The organism is Rhodococcus sp. FH8 (assembly GCF_019266085.1).
GTDB classification, from domain to species: Bacteria; Actinomycetota; Actinomycetes; order Mycobacteriales; family Mycobacteriaceae; genus Rhodococcus_F; species Rhodococcus_F qingshengii.
Genome location: NZ_LPNQ01000078.1, coordinates 1 through 16,562 on the forward strand (window position 1 = coordinate 1; position 16,562 = coordinate 16,562).

The following is a 16,562-nucleotide window of genomic DNA, read 5'->3' on the forward strand; positions in this document are numbered from 1 at the left end:
CGTACCGACAACGCCAATTCCGCTCGACAATCTCCAAACCCGCATCGACCAGGAACTCGACAGCCACATCCTCGCCCCGAGCCCCCAACGCCATATTCCTCGCCATCACAGCCCCCACCACTCACACGACCGCGCGCCCGCCCCATACGAAACGCGTCCCAACCACCACCCTCGACCCACCACCACAAAACCAAGCCATCCGAAAACAACCTGTTCACAACTCGGAACCTGTGGAATTCGGCAGCGCGACACACCAACGGCGACCCGAAACCTGACAATTTTCTGAAATCAGCCACATCTTGGACGAAAGTCCAGTAGAACTAGTTACAGTTTTGCTCAAACCGTCACGCACCCCGCTGAATGGAGTTCTACATGGCCCGCCGCTCACTTCGCCACGCAGTAGCAACCACTACATCCCTCGTTCTCATCGCCGCCGGCGTCACTGTTGGACTTGGAGCCTCGGTGGCGCAAGCAGCACCGGCATGCGCGCTCAACCAGTCGGTCACCGACAGTTGGGCCGGTTCCCTCGGGACGCCGTACACCGTCAGCAAGGAGGTTGTCGGCGACGGCAAGGTCGCCCCGGGACAGACGGTCACCTACCTGACAAAGGTTTCCGGTTCGGGAGCACTCGTCAATCAGATCCGCGATTTCCACCCGGCAGGATTCCAGCTGGTCAAGGCTCGCCTGAACGTCAAATGGCTTATCGGCGACCAGAAGTGGGACGACGTCACCAAGACCGTCGTCGTCGGCAACAACTCCGTGGTGGCAAAGGGCGGCGGATGGACCACTGCTGGTGGCGGCATCATCGCATTGGAGACCACCTACAAGGTTCCCGATAACGCAGTTGTCGGCTCTCAGCTCGACAGCGGCGCCGGCACCAACATTGTGCTGGCGGCGGGCGACTGGAACATCAATCCGATGGGCGTGTGCGTCACCATCCGGCAGCCGAACCCCGTCGAGGCGGGCGCCGGAAGCCTCGAGGACATGGGCTTCGGCTCACTCAACTCCGGATCGGGCCAGGTATTCGGTTCCCTCACCGATCCGCAGGGGTCGATGACCAATGTCATCAGCGGTGTCCTGGGCAATGTGCTCGGCAACATGAGCTGACTCAGTTCGAATTAGAAATGGGCCGAGCCACCAGCACATGCTGGTAGCTCGGCCCATTTCTACGTTGCCGAACAAAGCTTTGCCGTCAACCGAGTTCAAGAAATCATCAGCAAATCACCGCGTCAGCTTTCCGCCGTACCGGGCCGGCGTCGTACCGAAGGTTTCCCGAAATGCGGCGATGAACCCGCTACTGGTTCGGTAACCCACCTGCGGGGCAACGTCGTTGACACCCTCACCCCGCGCGAGCATCTCGAGCGACGCATACATTCGGGCGCGAGTCCTCCACTGTCCGAAGGTAATCCCGGTATCGGCGACAAAGGCACGCATCAAAGTCTTGGAACTGACCCCGAGTTCACCCGCCCACTCCCCTAATGTTCGCGAGTCTGCCGGATCGGCAAGGATGCGGGCAGAAACCGAACTCGCCGCAGCATTGCGAGGAACCGCGAGGACGTCGTGCCGTTCGGGCGCGGCAGCAAGAATGTCGTAGAGCAACTCCTGACTCATCAACCGCCGAGCATCGTCGATGGTCCGATCTGCGAGATGGCGCAGCAATTGAGCGGACAGAGCATCGACTTCGAGAACCAGTGGCTGAGTCCACCTGGGCCCGCCAGGGCGTAGATCCGGACGCGCATAGGCCGCGATCATGCATCCCGCCGACAGAAGCGTCATGTCGTGGAGAACGGTGCCCGGCAACCAGACCAAGTGCTCGCTGTGCAGGTGCCACACGTTGCCCCCGGCAGCAATCTGCATCGTCCCTTCACTCATCCAGGCGATCTGATGCTCCGGGTGGCGGTGAGCCCCGTACGCGGTCACGCCCTCGACGACGTTGGTGTAGACCTGAAAATCTTTGAATGTCCGTCCGCGACTATCGGGCAGCGCTAGCAAGGACTTTGGGCGAGTCGAGTACTCGATAGTGGACATTTTGCGTCTTTCTGGGCGTATCCGAGTCCATCCTGAAGGATGGACCGACGATCCTGCAAAGGTTAGCCTCACTTTATTGCTGACGCGACCAGCTCAGCACTTCACGCGGACCTCAGATCACTTCGCCCACCACTTCGAAGGAGCATGCACGTGCCCTCACATAGCACCCGAATCCTCGCCGCCTTATTCACGACGGCCGCGATCATCGGGTTCTCGACCGCCTGTGGAACCTCGCAAGGCGTCGACACCGCATCAGCGACCCAGAGCAACGACGCATTCCCCGTGACGATCGAGCACGCACAGGGTTCGACGACAATCGATGCCGAACCGCAGCGGGTAGTGACACTCGGATACACCGATCACGAACCACTGCTCGCCTTGGGAGTCGAACCCGTAGGCATGGCCGAATGGTGGGGGTCCGGCATGGATGAAAGCTGGCCGTGGACGAAGAATTACTGGAAGGGGAAAACTCCGACCTACATCAACAGCGGCGGAGACTTCAACTTCGAGCAAATCGCCTCCCTCGCACCAGATCTGATCCTCGCGCTGTACGCCGACATCGACACGGAAACCTACAAGAAGCTGACCTCGATTGCGCCGACTGTCGCGCAGAGCAAGGACTACGACGCGTACACAACGCCGTGGACCGACATGACGCTCACCGCCGGGCGCGCCCTCGGCAAAGGACCACAAGCTCAGCAACTGATCACGGATACCGAAAACGCGTTTGCCGCCGCCCGCGCTGCACACCCGGAGTTTGCCGGGCAAACCGCAACGATCGTCAACCTCGACACTCCCGAGGGCTACGTGTTCTCGTCGCACGACCCACGCGGCATTTTCCTCTCGTCACTCGGGTTCACCCTCCCCGCGACCGTCGACGCATTCGTCGGCGACCAGTTCGGCGACTGGATGCCGAACGAGCGATACGACATCCTCGAACCCGTTGATCGTTTGATCGTGATGGCCGATCCGGGGGGAGAGAAGGCCCTCGCCGGCAACACGCTCTACCAGCGACTACCCGCCGTGAAGAGCGGAAATGCGATGGTCGTGCGGTACACCGCAGATCCACCCGTCGGCGCGGCGATGTCCGGCAATACCGTCCTGAGCATTCCGTATGCCATCGACCAACTGACAGCCACGTTGTCGAAGTAAACTACAGGGCGGGTATCGAAAATATGTTCGAAGAGTGTTAGCCTCGGGGTCAGGAAGCACTCACGGACATCGAGGATCACCATGGACGAGGTACCGGACACCGCGTTAGATCTGGCTCGACTGGTCGACGAGCTGACGGTTCTCGACCAGCGACGCGTCGACATCGGCGAGAGTTTGGTTCATCTCGAGTACCTCTACTCCCAGATGGGCGCACGGCAACAAGCAGATGCTGCCCGAAAAGCCTTCCAGGAGAAGTACGTCGGACGAATCTACGAACTCGCAGACGGCCTGCGAACCTGAAAAGGGGTTGCACACAACCACTGACCGAGCGCATGGTCATTCCTGCACGACACACCGGACCGATCGGTTCGGCTGTGAACTATGTGGGAGAATTCTGATGGAGAAGATCACCAAGAGGCTGTGGAACTGGGCATCGATACTCGACGAGAACACTCGCGAGCAAGCGCTGCGTACGTCCCAGATGCCTTTTGTCCGTCCACATCTGGCGCTTATGCCGGATGCGCACCTCGGTGCGGGAGCGACGGTGGGTTCGGTCATTCCGACGGAAGGCGCAATCATGCCCGCCGCCGTCGGAGTCGATATCGGCTGCGGAATGATCGCGGTCAAAACCCAGTTCAGCGCACGCGACCTTCAAGGCCGCGACCTGACCGTACTTCGCCACAGCATCGAACGCTCCGTCCCGCTCTCGGCAGGTGTCTACAACAAGACGCTGAGCGACACGGCGAAAATCCGCATCGCAGAACTCGAGGCGATGGCGGGCGATCGCCTGTCCTTCTACGACAAGTTCAAGAACGACTGGAGGTTTCAGCTCGGAACGCTGGGCTCTGGTAACCACTTCATCGAGGTGACGCTCGACGAGAGCGACGGCGTCTGGCTGTTCCTGCACTCGGGAAGCCGCGGTATCGGAAACAAGCTCGCGCAGCATCACATCAAGATCGCCAAGGACTTGTGCGAGCGGTGGTACATCAACCTTCCCGATCCGGATCTTGCCTACCTGGTCGAGAAGACGCCCGAATTCGACTCGTACATCACCGATCTCAACTGGGCTCAGCACTTCGCTCTGCTCAACCGCGAAGAGATGATGGACCGCGTCGTGAAGGACTTCGCGCACTTCATGGGAGACGGCAAACCCGCGATCATCGACGAAGTCGAGCGGATCAACTGCCACCACAACTTCACCCAGAAGGAGTTCCACATGGGCAGGGGTGTGTGGCTGAGCCGTAAGGGTGCGATCAAGGCAGACGAGGGCACGCCCGGGCTCATCCCCGGTTCGATGGGGACGGCGAGTTACGTCGTCGTCGGGAAGGGAAACGTACCGTCGTTCAAGTCCAGCCCCCACGGCGCGGGTCGGGTGTACGGACGTAACCAGGCACGCAAGACCTTCACCATCGAAGATCTCGACAAGGCAATGGTCGGCATCGAATACAAGCGTTCCGCGGCGTTCCTCGACGAGATCCCGGGTGCGTACAAGGACATCGACGTCGTGATGGACGACGCGAAGGACTTGGTCGAGATTCGACACACGCTGCGTCAGATTGTGAACGTCAAGGGCAACTGACCCCGCACAACTCCGCGAAATACGAAGTGCCCCGCCGATATCGGCGGGGCACTTCGTTGTCGAGATCAGTCCGGCAAGCGCAGATCAGTCAGGAAGGCGCAGATCCGGCTTGTCCAGCTCTTCGATGTTGACGTCCTTGAAGGTCACGACGCGTACGTATTTCACGAATCGCGCCGGGCGGTACATGTCCCACACCCAGGCGTCGGACATCCGCAGCTCGAAGTAGATCTCCCCGTCTGAATTGTGGGGCAGCAACTCGACCGTGTTGGCCAGGTAGAAACGTCGTTCGGTCTCCACGACGTAGGAGAACTGTCCGACGATGTCCCGGTATTCACGGTAGAGCGACAGCTCCATCTCGGTTTCGTACTTCTCGAGATCCTCGGCACTCATCGGTTTAGCCAGTCCTCCCAGTTCGTCTGAACGTCCATCATCCCGTACGGCCCGCGCGTTGTTCCAACCGGACTCCCGCAGCCACCACGTTGGCATAGGTCACGCGGTGCTCAGGGCACGGCCCCAGCTCGTCGAGTGCGTCCATGTGCAGTGGCGTGCTGTATCCCTTGTGAATCGCGAAGCCGTATCCCGGATGAGTGTCGTCCATCTCGGTCATCACACGATCTCGGGTCACCTTCGCGAGAACGCTCGCCGCGGCGATGCATGCAGCGGCGCCGTCACCGCCGATGACCGGTAGCGACGGAGCCGTCAGACCCGGAACCCGGAATCCGTCGGTGAGAACGTAGCCCGGTTCGAGGTCGAGGCCCGCAACTGCTCGTCGCATCCCCTCGATGTTGGCGACGTGGATGCCGATCTGATCGACTTCCGCAGCGGGAACAGAGATGACACTCCACGCCAACGCCAAGCGCTTGATCGCCGGGAAAAGCTCCTCGCGCGCACGTTCGGTCAGCTTCTTCGAATCGTCGAGCCGCGCGAGGGCTGCTTGCGGTTTCGGCGCCAGGACACACGCTGCAATGACAAGTGGACCAGCGCACGCTCCGCGCCCGGCCTCGTCGACGCCGGCCACCGGACCGAGTCCGGTTCGCGCCAACGCAGACTCCATCGTCCGCAGACCTGCCGATCTGCGAATGACAACGCGAGGGGGCCAACTACTCACTGTCTCTGCCTACTCGGAACTACGCGAATCCATGTGTGCGGTCCGACAACTCAGTTGCCCTGAATATCAGGCGCATCGATGCCGCCCATTCGCGACGGGGGAAGAACGATGAAACGAGCTTGACCGATGATGTTGTCGATCGGGACGGTTCCCTGGAACTCGTCGTCGACGTGGTAGCGCGAGTCAGCGGAATTGCTGCGGTTGTCACCCATGACCCACACGTGGCCCTCGGGAACGGTGATCGGTCCGAAGCAGCGGCCCGACTTCAATTCGGTGTCACACGTTTGCGTTCCCGGAGTGAACGGGAAATCCATCTTGATGTACGGCTCGTCGAGCGGCTTGCCGTCGACCAGGACTCGGCCCTGCTCGTCGCAGCATTCGACGGTCTGGCCGCCGGTAGCGATCACTCGCTTGACCAAGTCGTTCTCGTCCGGCGGAACGAGGCCGACCCACGAACCGACCTCTTGAATGCCGCGGACGACAACGTTGTCGGACCGATTGGACACATATTTCGTGTTCCACGAATCGGGTCCCTTGAAGACGACGACGTCGCCGGGTTCCGGATCGCCGAAGCGGTATCCGATCTTCTCCACCACGATGCGGTCACCGGTACATCCCGCACAGCCGTGCAGTGTCGGTTCCATCGACTCGGATGGGATGAGAAAAACTCTGAAGACAAATGCCTGAAGGACGATGCTGAGTACCAGCGCTACGCCGATCAGAACAGGGAGTTCTCGCAGAAACGATCGCTGTTTCTTCTGCGGCCGATGTGAGGTCGGTTCCGCGGAACCGCTTGATCCCTCGTGATTCTCGGGTCCGGACGACAATGCCTGCTCCTTCGAAGAATCTGCCACAGAAACCAGATTAGCCCGACACCGCGCGTACGCGGTGCCGGGCTCATCGGAAAGATCAGCGCTTTTCCTTGATCTTCGCCTTCTTGCCACGAAGCTCACGGAGGTAGTACAGCTTGGCGCGACGGACGTCACCGCGGGTCAGAACCTCGATGGAGGCCAGCGTGGGGCTGTGAACCGGGAAGGTGCGCTCGACGCCGACGCCGAAGGAGACCTTACGGACGGTGAAGGTCTCGCGAACGCCGCCGCCCTGGCGACGAATAACGACGCCCTTGAAGACCTGCACGCGCTCCTTGGAGCCTTCGATAACCTTGACGTTCACGTTGAGCGTGTCGCCGGGACGGAACTCGGGGATGTCGTCGCGGAGCGACTTTTTGTCCAGGAAGTCCAGGGTGTTCATATGTCATCCTTGTATTTCGCAGGAGCAGAGGAACCGAGCGGCACGCGTTTCGGTCTCCCGAAACGGCGCTCGTCTGGTTCGTGCCCAGATCAAGTGCTGCTGCCTGGTCCAGGCAACCCGTCCATTGTGCCAGACGCGGATACCAGCGGGGAAATCGGTGGCGGCGGAGCTGCGTGGATGGTGTGGTCCAGTTCCTGCTCGGCCGCGGTCATCGCATGTTCGACGCTCGGCGATCCGGCTATCAGATCCTGGACGTAGATCTTGGCCCGGATGACGGGCCGACGCCATTTCCGTTCGCGTTCGAGCGCGCGGTTCATCCGTTTCGGCTTGCGCGTGTACCGCCAGCGAGCCCACGGTGCACCCGGCCGGCTCAGGCGGACCGCTCCGATTACCAGCAACGGGAAAACGAACAGACCGACGAGCCCCGTCCAGATCTTCCCCTTGAGAATCACGATGGCTGCCAAGGCGAAGTTGATCAACGCGACGAAAACGAAGACCAACTTGATCCACGGATCGCGTTCTTCACGGAATCCGGCGACGTCGAGAAGTTCGAGCGGGCGGAAACCCAGCAGCACCAGGCCGGTCACGGCGATCGCGACGAAGACCGCATCCACCGAGGTCCGACCTTGTTCGGACCAGTACACATCCTTCAGATAGAAGATCAGTGCGAACTCGTCGAGCACCAACGCAGCACCCATACCGAAGATCGCCGCCAGGACGGCACCGGTGGTCTGCGAACCATCGACGTAGACCGCGATCAACGCACCACCGGAGATCATCATGGCGATCACACCGAACACGACGTGATGCACATGCTGGCCTCCGGGCGCGATGTTGCCCGGCCACCATTTCACTTGCGCGCGAATCATCCGGACGCTGAGGCGGATGAAAAGGAAGGCGGACAGGAACCCGAGCAGGAAGAACAGCAACGGCAATCGGCCATGGGCGATGATCTCGCGCTCGAGCCACTCCCGCATCACTGTCCTCCCTTCACCGAATTCATGATCCGACCCTGATCGGATTCATACCGCCAACCGACTCGATTGTGACGATACGGACTTCGAAAACCCGGCGGACGGATTTACTTGCCGAAGCCCGCCTTGCGCAGAGCGTCGGCCATCGACCCGGCAGCAGGCGCGCGGTTGTCCGGTCGCTGCTCGCGTCCGCCCTGGCGTCCGCCATTTCCTCGTTGCTGACCCTGCCCCTGACGCTGGCCCTGCGGCTGGCCCTGCCGCTGAGGTTGCCCACCTCGCTGGCCTTCGGACTTGCGGGGCGCTCCCACCTCGTCGTCGAGACGAAGCGTCAGCCCGATGCGTTGGCGTGCCTCGTCCACTTCGAGGACCTTCACCTTGACGACGTCACCTGACTTGACGACCTCGCGTGGGTCCTTGACGAAGTTGTGCGACATCGCCGAGACGTGAACCAGACCGTCCTGATGAACTCCGATGTCGACGAAGGCACCGAAGGCTGCGACGTTGGTGACCACGCCTTCGAGGGTCATGCCGGGCTTGAGATGCGCGACCTTCTCGATACCTGCGGCAAAAGTCGCGGTCTTGAATTCGGGTCGTGGATCTCGTCCCGGCTTCTCCAACTCGGAGATGATGTCGGTGACGGTCGGTAGACCAAATCGCTCGTCGACGTAGTCGGACGCCTTGACCGATCGAAGTGCCTGCGAGTTTCCGATCACGGTGCGCACGTCCCCGCCTGCACTCGCGACGATCTTGCGAACCACCGGATATGCCTCCGGGTGGACGCTCGACGCGTCGAGAGGGTCGTCGCCGTCGGTGATCCGCAGGAAGCCTGCGCACTGCTCGAATGCCTTGGGTCCCAGTCGGGAGACATCCTTGAGACCCTTGCGGGATTTGAACGGACCGTTCTGGTCCCGATGCGCGACGATGCTCTCTGCAAGGGATCCTGCAATTCCGGACACCCGAGCAAGCAGCGGCACGGACGCGGTGTTGACGTCGACGCCGACCGAGTTGACGGCATCCTCGACGACGGCGTCGAGGGAACGCGAGAGCAGCGATTCGGTGATGTCGTGCTGGTACTGACCGACGCCGATGGACTTGGGATCGATCTTGACCAACTCCGCCAACGGATCCTGCAAGCGACGCGCAATGGACACCGCACCGCGAATCGAGACGTCGAGGTCGGGAAGTTCCTGCGACGCGTAGGCCGAAGCCGAGTACACCGATGCGCCTGCCTCGGAGACGACGATCTTGGTCAGGTTGGGCGCGCCGGTCTTCTTGATCAGTTCGGTAGCGAGCGTGTCGGTCTCGCGTGAGGCCGTGCCGTTGCCGATGGCGATCAGTTCGACGCCGTGTTCGGCGACCAGTCCGGCAAGCGTCGCGAGAGCCGCGTCCCACTTGTTCTGCGGCTGGTGCGGGTAAATCGTCTCGTAGGCAACAACTTTGCCGGTTCCGTCGACGACGGCAACCTTCGTTCCGGTGCGGAATCCGGGGTCGAGTCCCATGGTGGGTCGGGCGCCGGCGGGAGCTGCGAGGAGTAGATCCTTGAGGTTGGTGGCGAAGACGTCGACGGCGTCCTTTTCGGCCGACTGCCGCAGACGCATCCGAGTGTCGATACCGAGCGTGACGGCGAACTTCGTCTTCCACGCCCACTTGACGGTGTCGAGAAGCCACCCGTCGGCGGCCCGACCACGGTCGGCGATCTCGAACCGCGACGCGATGCGGCCTTCGTAGACCGTGCGCTCCCCCGGCGCGAGTTCTTCGGTGTCTGCCGCCATGTTGAGCGACAGCACTTCTTCCTTCTCGCCGCGCAGGACGGCGAGGATGCGGTGCGAGGGCAATTTGGAGAACGGTTCCGAGAACTCGAAGTAGTCAGCAAACTTCGAGCCATCGGTTTCCTTGCCCTTGCGGACCGAGGAGACGACCTGGCCGCGATTCCACATCAGCTCACGCAATTCACCGACCAGATCGGCGTCCTCGGCGAAGCGCTCGACGAGGATCGACCGGGCACCGTCGAGTTGCTCGTCCGAATACTGCGCGGGATCGGTGGTGGGATCTCCGATGAGAGCATCGGCGACGGGCTCGTGGCCGGCCTCGCGGGCGATCTGCGCCTTGGTGCGCCGCTTCGGCTTGAAGGGGAGGTAGATGTCCTCCAGCCGCGCTTTCGTCTCGGCCAGCATGATCTGACCGCGCAGTTGATCGTCGAGTTTGCCCTGAGAGTCGATCTCCGTGAGCACGGCGTCACGACGGTCGTCGAGCTCGCGGAGATACCGCAGCCGCTCGTCCAGGAGTCGCAGCTGGGCGTCGTCGAGCGTGCCGGTGACTTCCTTGCGGTACCGGGCGATGAAGGGCACCGTGGCTCCGCCGTCGAGAAGGTCGACTGCTGCTGCAACCTGGCCTTCGCGGACGTCGAGTTCCTCGGCAATGCGCTGGTTCACGGTCTTGAGAATCACGAGATCCGACCCTACCGCTATCCTGAGACAAGAAGATCGGCAACAGTGCCGTGTCAGGGCTACCGGGGGAAACAAATGAGTACGCGGTACGTCCGGATTGCCGCAATGGTGGCCGCAGTTACTTTTGCGGCTTCGTGCAGCGGTGGGCAGAACCCGGATGATCCGATGCAGACCCCCGCCTTTCCCGACACCAATGTTCCGGTAGCCGAGACCCTCGACGGCCGTCTGGGACAGGCTCAGGTGGCTGCGCTCGGGCGTGGTGCGGACGTCTCCATCGCCATCCTCGACCGCTCCTCGGACAAGTACCTCGACGTCGCCGGTGACCAGCAGATCGAAACAGCCTCGGTGGCAAAACTTTTCATCGCCGAGGATCTACTTCATCAGGATGCGCGCGGTGAGCGACCCATCACGGACGACGATCGCACCCTCATGGCGGCGATGCTCGAATCCTCCGACGACACCGCAGCCAACCTCCTGTGGGACGAGGTCGGCGGCCAAGAGGTGATCACCCGCGTCGCCGAGCGTTACGCACTGACCGCGACGACGCCGCCCTGGGACGGAATGTGGTGGAACACCGAGACCACGACACGTGACCTGGTCACCTTCTACAGCGGTGTCCTCGACGACTCCGATCAACTCGGACCTGAACGGGTCGAGCAGTTCGTCGAGTACCTGCGGCAATCCACTCCCGAAGGAACCGACGGTTACGACCAGAGATTCGGCCTGCCCGAGGCCTTGTTCGGCGAGCCCGTCATAGGAGTCAAACAGGGCTGGATGTGCTGTGTCGAGGACAAGTGGATCCATCTGTCCACCGGCATCGTCGGTGACGACAACCGATACATCATCGCGATCGGTTCGCGAGAAGACGTCCAGTACACGGACGAGGACAGCTTCTATCCCGACACCTCGTTCACCGATGCCGTCGACGACGAAAGTGCATTGCACGCTCGCGACACGGTCACCGGCGTCACGCAGATTCTCTTCCCGAGCGGAAGCATCGACGACTGGGCAGCGGCATCCACGACCGCGGATTCGGCGATGCCCGAAGCTTCCGGGCCCTGATTCGATCCAACGCGGTCGTGTTCGTCCTCAAGCCTGCTTGTACTCGAGCACCGAACCGATGACACGGTCCTGTTGTTCGAACGTGAGCATGGGCCACAGCGGCAGTCGAAGGATCGACGCGGAGAACTCGGCACTACGCACGCACGGCTGCGGTGTTCGTCCGTAGCGCACACCGGCCGCACTCGTATCGAGCGGAACGTAGTGGAACGGCGCCACGATTCCGTCACCGGCAAGGTGCCGAATCAAGCCGTCACGGCTCTCTTCGGTCGGCATCTTGAGATAGAACAGGTGCGCAGTGTGCTCGCGATCATCGGGCACCGCCATGGGCACGACACCGTTCGCGGCCGCCCACTCGCCCAGACTCACGCTGTAGGCATCCCAGACGCGATGCCTGGCCGCCTGAATCGCGTCGAACTCGGAGAGTTGTGCGTCGAGGACGGCGGCATTGAGTTCACTGGGCAGATAACTCGACCCGATGTCCTGCCACGAATACTTGTCGACCTGCCCGCGCAGGAAACGCGCACGGTCGGTCCCCTTCTCACGGATGATTTCGGCGCGAGTCATCAACTGATCGTCGGAGAGCAACAGCGCGCCGCCCTCACCGCAGTGAACGTTCTTGGTGTCGTGAAAACTCTGCGTTCCGATAGTTCCGATGGTGCCGAGCGAGCGCCCGCGCCACTTTCCGCCGAGTCCGTGAGCGTTGTCTTCGATCAACGCAACGCCGTGGAGTTCCGCGAGGTCGAGGAGAGGTTCCATGTCCGCGGCGACTCCGCCGTAATGCATGACCAGTACAGCTTTGGTGCGTTCGGTGATCGCCGCCGCGACGCACGCCGGGTCGATGTTGCCGGTACTCGGATCGATGTCGACGAAAACAACAGTGGCCCCGCGCAACGCGACGGCGGTCGCCGCCGAACTGAACGCGAAGCTCGGAACTATTACCTCGTCGCCCGGGCCCAATTCGAGCAGCAGCGCACCCAATTCGAGTGCATGCGTGCACGAGGTGGTCAGCAGAGCATGCGTGGATCCGGTGATCGCCTTGAGCGCTGCAGTCGCGGACTTGGTGAAACGTCCGTCACCGTGAATGTGGTCGGACTCCAGAACCGTTGCCAGATTCGACAATTCGTTCGATGCCCGATAGGGGCGGGAGAAGATGATGCGATCAGTGCTCACGACTACGCCGATCGATCGAGGTTCCGGGCCGCGGGGAGTCGACAGTCAGATACAGCGGCTTTCCGACAAGGACGTGCAGTGCCACACCGAGATATTCGGCAATGAGCCCGAGCGAGAACAGAATCGCACCCGAACAGACCAGCAGCGCCATGATGATCGACGCCCATCCTTCGGGATCATTGTTGTCGCCGGTCATGGCCCCGATGAAGATCACCGCGGCCATGATCACGCCGGCCGACGCCAGGGTGACTCCGAGCAGGCTGACCAGCCGCAGACCGCGTGTTCCGCTACACAACACCATCTTCCAGAACAACGAGAACAAACGGCGGTAGTTGTACCCGGATTCTTCGCGGCCTTCGGCTCGAAGTGTCACCGGCGCCGTGGCCGTGTTACCGACAACCCACGTCAGCGCAACGTCCAGATACACGCCGTTGGCCGCGACGCCGGCCAACTGTCGGCCGATGTCACCGCGGATCAGGCGATAACTTTCGAATCTCGTCGAATCAGGGAACGCGAATACCGTCGCCAAGACGATCTTTGCGCCGCGCGAGGTCAGGTTCCGCAAGAATCCGTGCGGGCGTGTGTTCGTGGGTTTGGAATACACGAGATCGGATCGCTCCGTCAGCGCGGTGTCGAGGAAAGCCCCGATGTGCACCGGGTCGTGCTGGCCGTCCTCGTCCATCGTCACGATCCACTGTCCAGTTGCAGCGGCCATGCCGGCGATGGTCGCCGCGTCCTGGCCGTAGTTGCGGCTGAGCCACACGACACGCACCTGCTCGAAACGGCGCTCCAATTCGAGTAACACGACGTCGGAGCGGTCCGGGCCGTTGTCGTGAACCAGCACGATCTCGTCGACGGAGAACTGCGCACCACCGGGCGTCGCACTCGGTGTGCCCAGGCCGTCCAACTCCTCGACGAGCGCCGTGATCGTCTTTTCGCCCTGATAAACGGGCACTACGACGGAAATCGAGTGCACTCGCTTCCACTCCCTTCAGGGGGCTCGACTGGCGCCGAGAGACAGGCACGATCGGGCCCACACCGTCGCGAACTTTAACACGCAGAGATGTCTTGACTTCGGATGCCGGCGGCGCGTGACGCGCTCGCGTCTCCGTACGCCCCACCTGCCCTGTTAAGGTCTGGAACTCGTGGTGGAAACTCGCACTCTCGCCCGGGCAGACGTGTACAAGTGGGCTGCCGTCACGGCGATCGGTGTCATCGCCGGTTATCTGGCCGTGGTGCTCGCGAATGCTCGTCACTTCTACACCGACGACACCGAGTCCCAATACGCGCCGCTGTGGGTCATGCTCGGCCGCAGTCTGCGAGAAGGACACCTCCCGGTGCTCGTCCCCGAGAACTGGATGGCGGGCAACTACGCGATCGAGGAAGCAGGCCTTCTCAATCCACCGCAACTCCTGATCGACCTGATCGCACCGTCCTTCGACAACCTGGCGTTGTACGCGACGATCGTGAAGTTGATCTTCGCGATCATCCTTGCACTCGGCGTCTATCGGATCTGCCTCGAGTACGGCTCGAAGCCCACGTGGGCTGCCGTCGCCGGCGTCTCGATTCCGTTCACCGGTTTCCTGCTGTTCTTCGACTCGGCCAGTTGGATGACTGCCTTCACCGGCACTGCCTGGATGGTTCAGGCGTGGGCGTCGGCAATCCGCTACGCCCGAGGTAAGAGCGGTCCGATCCCGACCTTCGTGTTCTTGTATCTCGCGATGTCGGTCCAATATGTTTTCCCCGCAGTCGAATCCGGCTTGATGATCGGCGCGGTCGCAATCGGCGAAGTTGTCTATCAGCGGCGTTGGCTGCCGTCACTGCGGCTTCTGGCGGTGTCCGCGTGTGCCGCTCTGGCCGGTCTCGCGACGTATCTGCCGAGCCTGCTCACCGCGGACGTCACCTGGCGCGGTGCATCCGAAGTCAAGAACGATGCATTCCTCGCCGTCCCGTGGTCGGAATCGCTGAACGCGAGCCTGCCGAGCACGATGCCCGCGTTCACCTCGTGGTGGGGATACATCCAGACCATGCCCATGGTCTACATCGCCTGGTTCCTCATACCCGCCCTGGCATTCATCGACTGGGGCAAGGCACGCGCCGCGGCACGCGAATTGACCGCCGTCGGGATCTTCACGGTCGCTGTCCTCATGTGGACTGCCGGGCCGAGCACGATCGGCCCACTGCGGTGGCCCGCTCGCGTGCTTCCGATGGTGGCCATCGGACTCCTGCTTCTGGTGTGCATCCTGCTCGGGCGTTACGCCACGACCGACAAGTTGCGCGGGCGCTGCGTTGCAGCGGGAATCCTCGTGGGCCTGCTTCTGATTCGGTCAGCCTCGGCAGCTCCCGGGCTCGCGAAATGGCATGTGATCTCAGCCCTGCTCGTTGCCGCACTCGGCGCCGCGATGATCTGGCTCGGCCGTACCAAAGGCACCGCTTTCGCATGCCTCGTAGCGATCGTCGCGGTCTCCCCCATCGCCTACGCCCAGGTTCGGGCCGCGCAACCAACCCCGATGAGCTGGAACCTGCCCGAATCCCGCTCGGAGATGAAAGAGGCCTTCCCCGACTTCGAAGGCACGACACTGCAACTGGGCGACCGTGCACTCATCGCCCCCGGGGACAAAACCCTCGACGGAGCGTACGGTTCCCTGGCTTTCGGCAACTACCCCAAAGACCTCGAACTGACCTACACCAGCGGCTACACTCCCAACGGGCACTTCTACTTCGGTGATCTGCTCTGCATGCGCTGGGACATGAGCGTCTGCCCCGACGCCTTTCGGCGCGCATTCACCGTCGAACCCACCACCGGCCGCACCATCGTCGACCTGATGAACGTGGACCGCGTCGTACTTCAGAACGCTCTCTACCCCGATGCACGCAAGAACCCGGCTCCCGACGGATGGAAATGGGTCGACTACCCCGGACACGAGAACTACATCTCGGTACTCGAACGCGTCGACGGCCCCGTCTCGACACGCAACGGACGCATCGCCGACGCCCACGGCGTCGAGGCTACGTCGATCGCGGAATCGAACATGTCGAGCACCCTTCGTGTCAGTTCGGAGACCGGCGGCAAGGTTGTGTTCGCACGGCTCGGCTGGCCCGGATATCGGGCGAGCATCGACGGTCAGCCTGTCCCGATCGACGTCGTCGCGAAGTCCTTTGTCACCGTGGACGTTCCAGCCGGTACGAAAGACGCGGAACTTGTCCTGACGTGGCGTCCCCCGGGATGGAAGGTCGGCGGCGCTTCGATGGTCGCCGGAGTCCTCGGACTCGGCGTGCTCGAGTGGATGTATCTGCGGACCCGACGCAAGGACGGGATCAACACCGTGAAAACCGAGTCTTCATGACCGAAGACATCGCATCACCCGAGAACCCCGGCCCACTGCTTCGGGTGGTCAAGCATCAACCCATCGCATTTGCCATTGTCGGAGTGGCCAATACGGCGATCGGATACGTGCTCTTCGTGGTCTGGTCACTGATCCTCGACAACAAGGATCTGTATCAAGTGGCTGTGATCGGCGCGTACTCCATCAGCGTCCTCATCGCTTTCGTTCTGCATCGGACTCTCGTTTTCCGCGTCCGCGGACATGTGGCACGCGACCTGGGAGCGTTCATCGTCGTCAATTCCGGTGGCCTGGTGCTGAATCTGATACTCGGAACAATCGCGGTGTCGATTCTGCATGCCCCGCCGCTTCCCGCCCAGGCGGTTGTCATGTTGATCGTTGCCGGTGTGAGCTTCTTCGGTCATCGATACTTCTCGTTCCGCCGCAAACCTGCCGAACGGCACTGAC

The 16,562-nt window shown here is 61.9% G+C and carries 17 protein-coding genes; 7 read left to right on the top strand and 10 right to left on the bottom strand.

The window, feature by feature from the left end; translation table 11 throughout:
• Window positions 1–106 (bottom strand): YraN family protein (locus ATN38_RS23805; protein ID WP_256931518.1); only part of this gene is annotated, 106 nt, incomplete at its 3' end.
• Window positions 107–372: 266 nt separating this feature from the next.
• Between ATN38_RS23805 and ATN38_RS23810 the strand changes: the two genes are divergently transcribed.
• Window positions 373–1,107: a hypothetical protein gene (locus tag ATN38_RS23810; RefSeq protein ID WP_007734864.1), complete on the top strand. Its 735-nt coding sequence runs from the start codon at window positions 373–375 to the stop codon at window positions 1,105–1,107.
• 114 nt (window positions 1,108–1,221) lie between these two features.
• On the opposite strand, the gene ATN38_RS23815 is transcribed toward ATN38_RS23810, so the two are convergent.
• Entirely contained in the window at window positions 1,222–2,028 is an 807-nt protein-coding gene (locus ATN38_RS23815) for an AraC family transcriptional regulator (protein ID WP_007734863.1), read from the bottom strand.
• A gap of 144 nt (window positions 2,029–2,172) precedes the next feature.
• Here ATN38_RS23815 and ATN38_RS23820 point away from each other — a divergent pair, with 144 nt between their 5' ends.
• The 3 genes from ATN38_RS23820 to ATN38_RS23830 all read left to right on the top strand — a co-directional run bounded on the left by ATN38_RS23820 (window position 2,173) and on the right by ATN38_RS23830 (window position 4,759).
• Window positions 2,173–3,180, top strand: coding sequence for an iron-siderophore ABC transporter substrate-binding protein (locus ATN38_RS23820; RefSeq protein WP_256932129.1), 1,008 nt, complete (start codon window positions 2,173–2,175; stop codon window positions 3,178–3,180).
• 81 nt (window positions 3,181–3,261) lie between these two features.
• Window positions 3,262–3,480, top strand: coding sequence for a hypothetical protein (locus tag ATN38_RS23825; protein WP_003942716.1), 219 nt, complete (start codon window positions 3,262–3,264; stop codon window positions 3,478–3,480).
• Window positions 3,481–3,577: 97 nt separating this feature from the next.
• Window positions 3,578–4,759: an RtcB family protein gene (locus tag ATN38_RS23830; protein ID WP_007734861.1), complete on the top strand. Its 1,182-nt coding sequence runs from the start codon at window positions 3,578–3,580 to the stop codon at window positions 4,757–4,759.
• An 84-nt stretch (window positions 4,760–4,843) separates the two neighbouring features.
• On the opposite strand, the gene ATN38_RS23835 is transcribed toward ATN38_RS23830, so the two are convergent.
• The 6 genes from ATN38_RS23835 to ATN38_RS23860 all read right to left on the bottom strand — a co-directional run bounded on the left by ATN38_RS23835 (window position 4,844) and on the right by ATN38_RS23860 (window position 10,539).
• On the bottom strand, window positions 4,844–5,149 hold the full coding sequence (locus ATN38_RS23835) for a DUF2469 domain-containing protein (protein WP_003942715.1): 306 nt from the start codon (window positions 5,147–5,149) through the stop codon (window positions 4,844–4,846).
• A gap of 37 nt (window positions 5,150–5,186) precedes the next feature.
• On the bottom strand, window positions 5,187–5,867 hold the full coding sequence (locus ATN38_RS23840) for a ribonuclease HII (RefSeq protein ID WP_218748784.1): 681 nt from the start codon (window positions 5,865–5,867) through the stop codon (window positions 5,187–5,189).
• A gap of 50 nt (window positions 5,868–5,917) precedes the next feature.
• The gene (gene lepB / locus ATN38_RS23845; protein ID WP_172403453.1) at window positions 5,918–6,721 is read right to left on the bottom strand and encodes a signal peptidase I; all 804 of its coding nucleotides are present in this window, start codon (window positions 6,719–6,721) and stop codon (window positions 5,918–5,920) included.
• 55 nt (window positions 6,722–6,776) lie between these two features.
• Window positions 6,777–7,118, bottom strand: a complete 342-nt coding sequence (gene rplS, locus ATN38_RS23850) for a 50S ribosomal protein L19 (RefSeq protein WP_003942791.1) — start codon at window positions 7,116–7,118, stop codon at window positions 6,777–6,779.
• A gap of 89 nt (window positions 7,119–7,207) precedes the next feature.
• A complete protein-coding gene (locus tag ATN38_RS23855; RefSeq protein WP_003942742.1) occupies window positions 7,208–8,095 on the bottom strand; it encodes a hypothetical protein in 888 nt (295 codons plus the stop codon).
• A 104-nt stretch (window positions 8,096–8,199) separates the two neighbouring features.
• Complete coding sequence (locus ATN38_RS23860; protein WP_003942690.1) at window positions 8,200–10,539, bottom strand: Tex family protein; 2,340 nt, start codon at window positions 10,537–10,539, stop codon at window positions 8,200–8,202.
• A gap of 75 nt (window positions 10,540–10,614) precedes the next feature.
• On the opposite strand from ATN38_RS23860, the gene ATN38_RS23865 reads away from it, so the two are divergent.
• Window positions 10,615–11,601, top strand: coding sequence for a serine hydrolase (locus ATN38_RS23865; protein WP_007729299.1), 987 nt, complete (start codon window positions 10,615–10,617; stop codon window positions 11,599–11,601).
• Window positions 11,602–11,628: 27 nt separating this feature from the next.
• On the opposite strand, the gene rffA is transcribed toward ATN38_RS23865, so the two are convergent.
• Window positions 11,629–12,771, bottom strand: coding sequence for a dTDP-4-amino-4,6-dideoxygalactose transaminase (gene rffA, locus ATN38_RS23870; protein ID WP_003942806.1), 1,143 nt, complete (start codon window positions 12,769–12,771; stop codon window positions 11,629–11,631).
• A complete protein-coding gene (locus tag ATN38_RS23875; RefSeq protein WP_003942691.1) occupies window positions 12,761–13,747 on the bottom strand; it encodes a glycosyltransferase in 987 nt (328 codons plus the stop codon). The genes rffA and ATN38_RS23875 overlap by 11 nt, the downstream gene beginning before the upstream one ends.
• Window positions 13,748–13,919: 172 nt before the next feature.
• Between ATN38_RS23875 and ATN38_RS23880 the strand changes: the two genes are divergently transcribed.
• Both ATN38_RS23880 and ATN38_RS23885 read left to right on the top strand, forming a co-directional pair.
• The gene (locus tag ATN38_RS23880) at window positions 13,920–16,118 is read left to right on the top strand and encodes a hypothetical protein (protein WP_218748789.1); all 2,199 of its coding nucleotides are present in this window, start codon (window positions 13,920–13,922) and stop codon (window positions 16,116–16,118) included.
• Window positions 16,115–16,561 carry a GtrA family protein gene (locus tag ATN38_RS23885; protein WP_003942705.1) on the top strand — a complete coding sequence of 149 codons (447 nt, stop codon included), beginning with the start codon at window positions 16,115–16,117 and terminating at the stop codon, window positions 16,559–16,561. Before ATN38_RS23880 ends, ATN38_RS23885 begins: the two co-directional genes overlap by 4 nt.
• Window position 16,562: the final 1 nt, after the last annotated feature.

Coding starts and splice junctions, on each gene's coding strand:
- ATN38_RS23810 (WP_007734864.1), top strand. CDS start 373: ATGGCCCGCCGCTCACTTCGCCACGCAGTAGCAACCACTACATCCCTC.
- ATN38_RS23815 (WP_007734863.1), bottom strand. CDS start 2,028: ATGTCCACTATCGAGTACTCGACTCGCCCAAAGTCCTTGCTAGCGCTG.
- ATN38_RS23820 (WP_256932129.1), top strand. CDS start 2,173: ATGCACGTGCCCTCACATAGCACCCGAATCCTCGCCGCCTTATTCACG.
- ATN38_RS23825 (WP_003942716.1), top strand. CDS start 3,262: ATGGACGAGGTACCGGACACCGCGTTAGATCTGGCTCGACTGGTCGAC.
- ATN38_RS23830 (WP_007734861.1), top strand. CDS start 3,578: ATGGAGAAGATCACCAAGAGGCTGTGGAACTGGGCATCGATACTCGAC.
- ATN38_RS23835 (WP_003942715.1), bottom strand. CDS start 5,149: ATGAGTGCCGAGGATCTCGAGAAGTACGAAACCGAGATGGAGCTGTCG.
- rplS (WP_003942791.1), bottom strand. CDS start 7,118: ATGAACACCCTGGACTTCCTGGACAAAAAGTCGCTCCGCGACGACATC.
- ATN38_RS23855 (WP_003942742.1), bottom strand. CDS start 8,095: ATGCGGGAGTGGCTCGAGCGCGAGATCATCGCCCATGGCCGATTGCCG.
- ATN38_RS23865 (WP_007729299.1), top strand. CDS start 10,615: ATGAGTACGCGGTACGTCCGGATTGCCGCAATGGTGGCCGCAGTTACT.
- ATN38_RS23885 (WP_003942705.1), top strand. CDS start 16,115: ATGACCGAAGACATCGCATCACCCGAGAACCCCGGCCCACTGCTTCGG.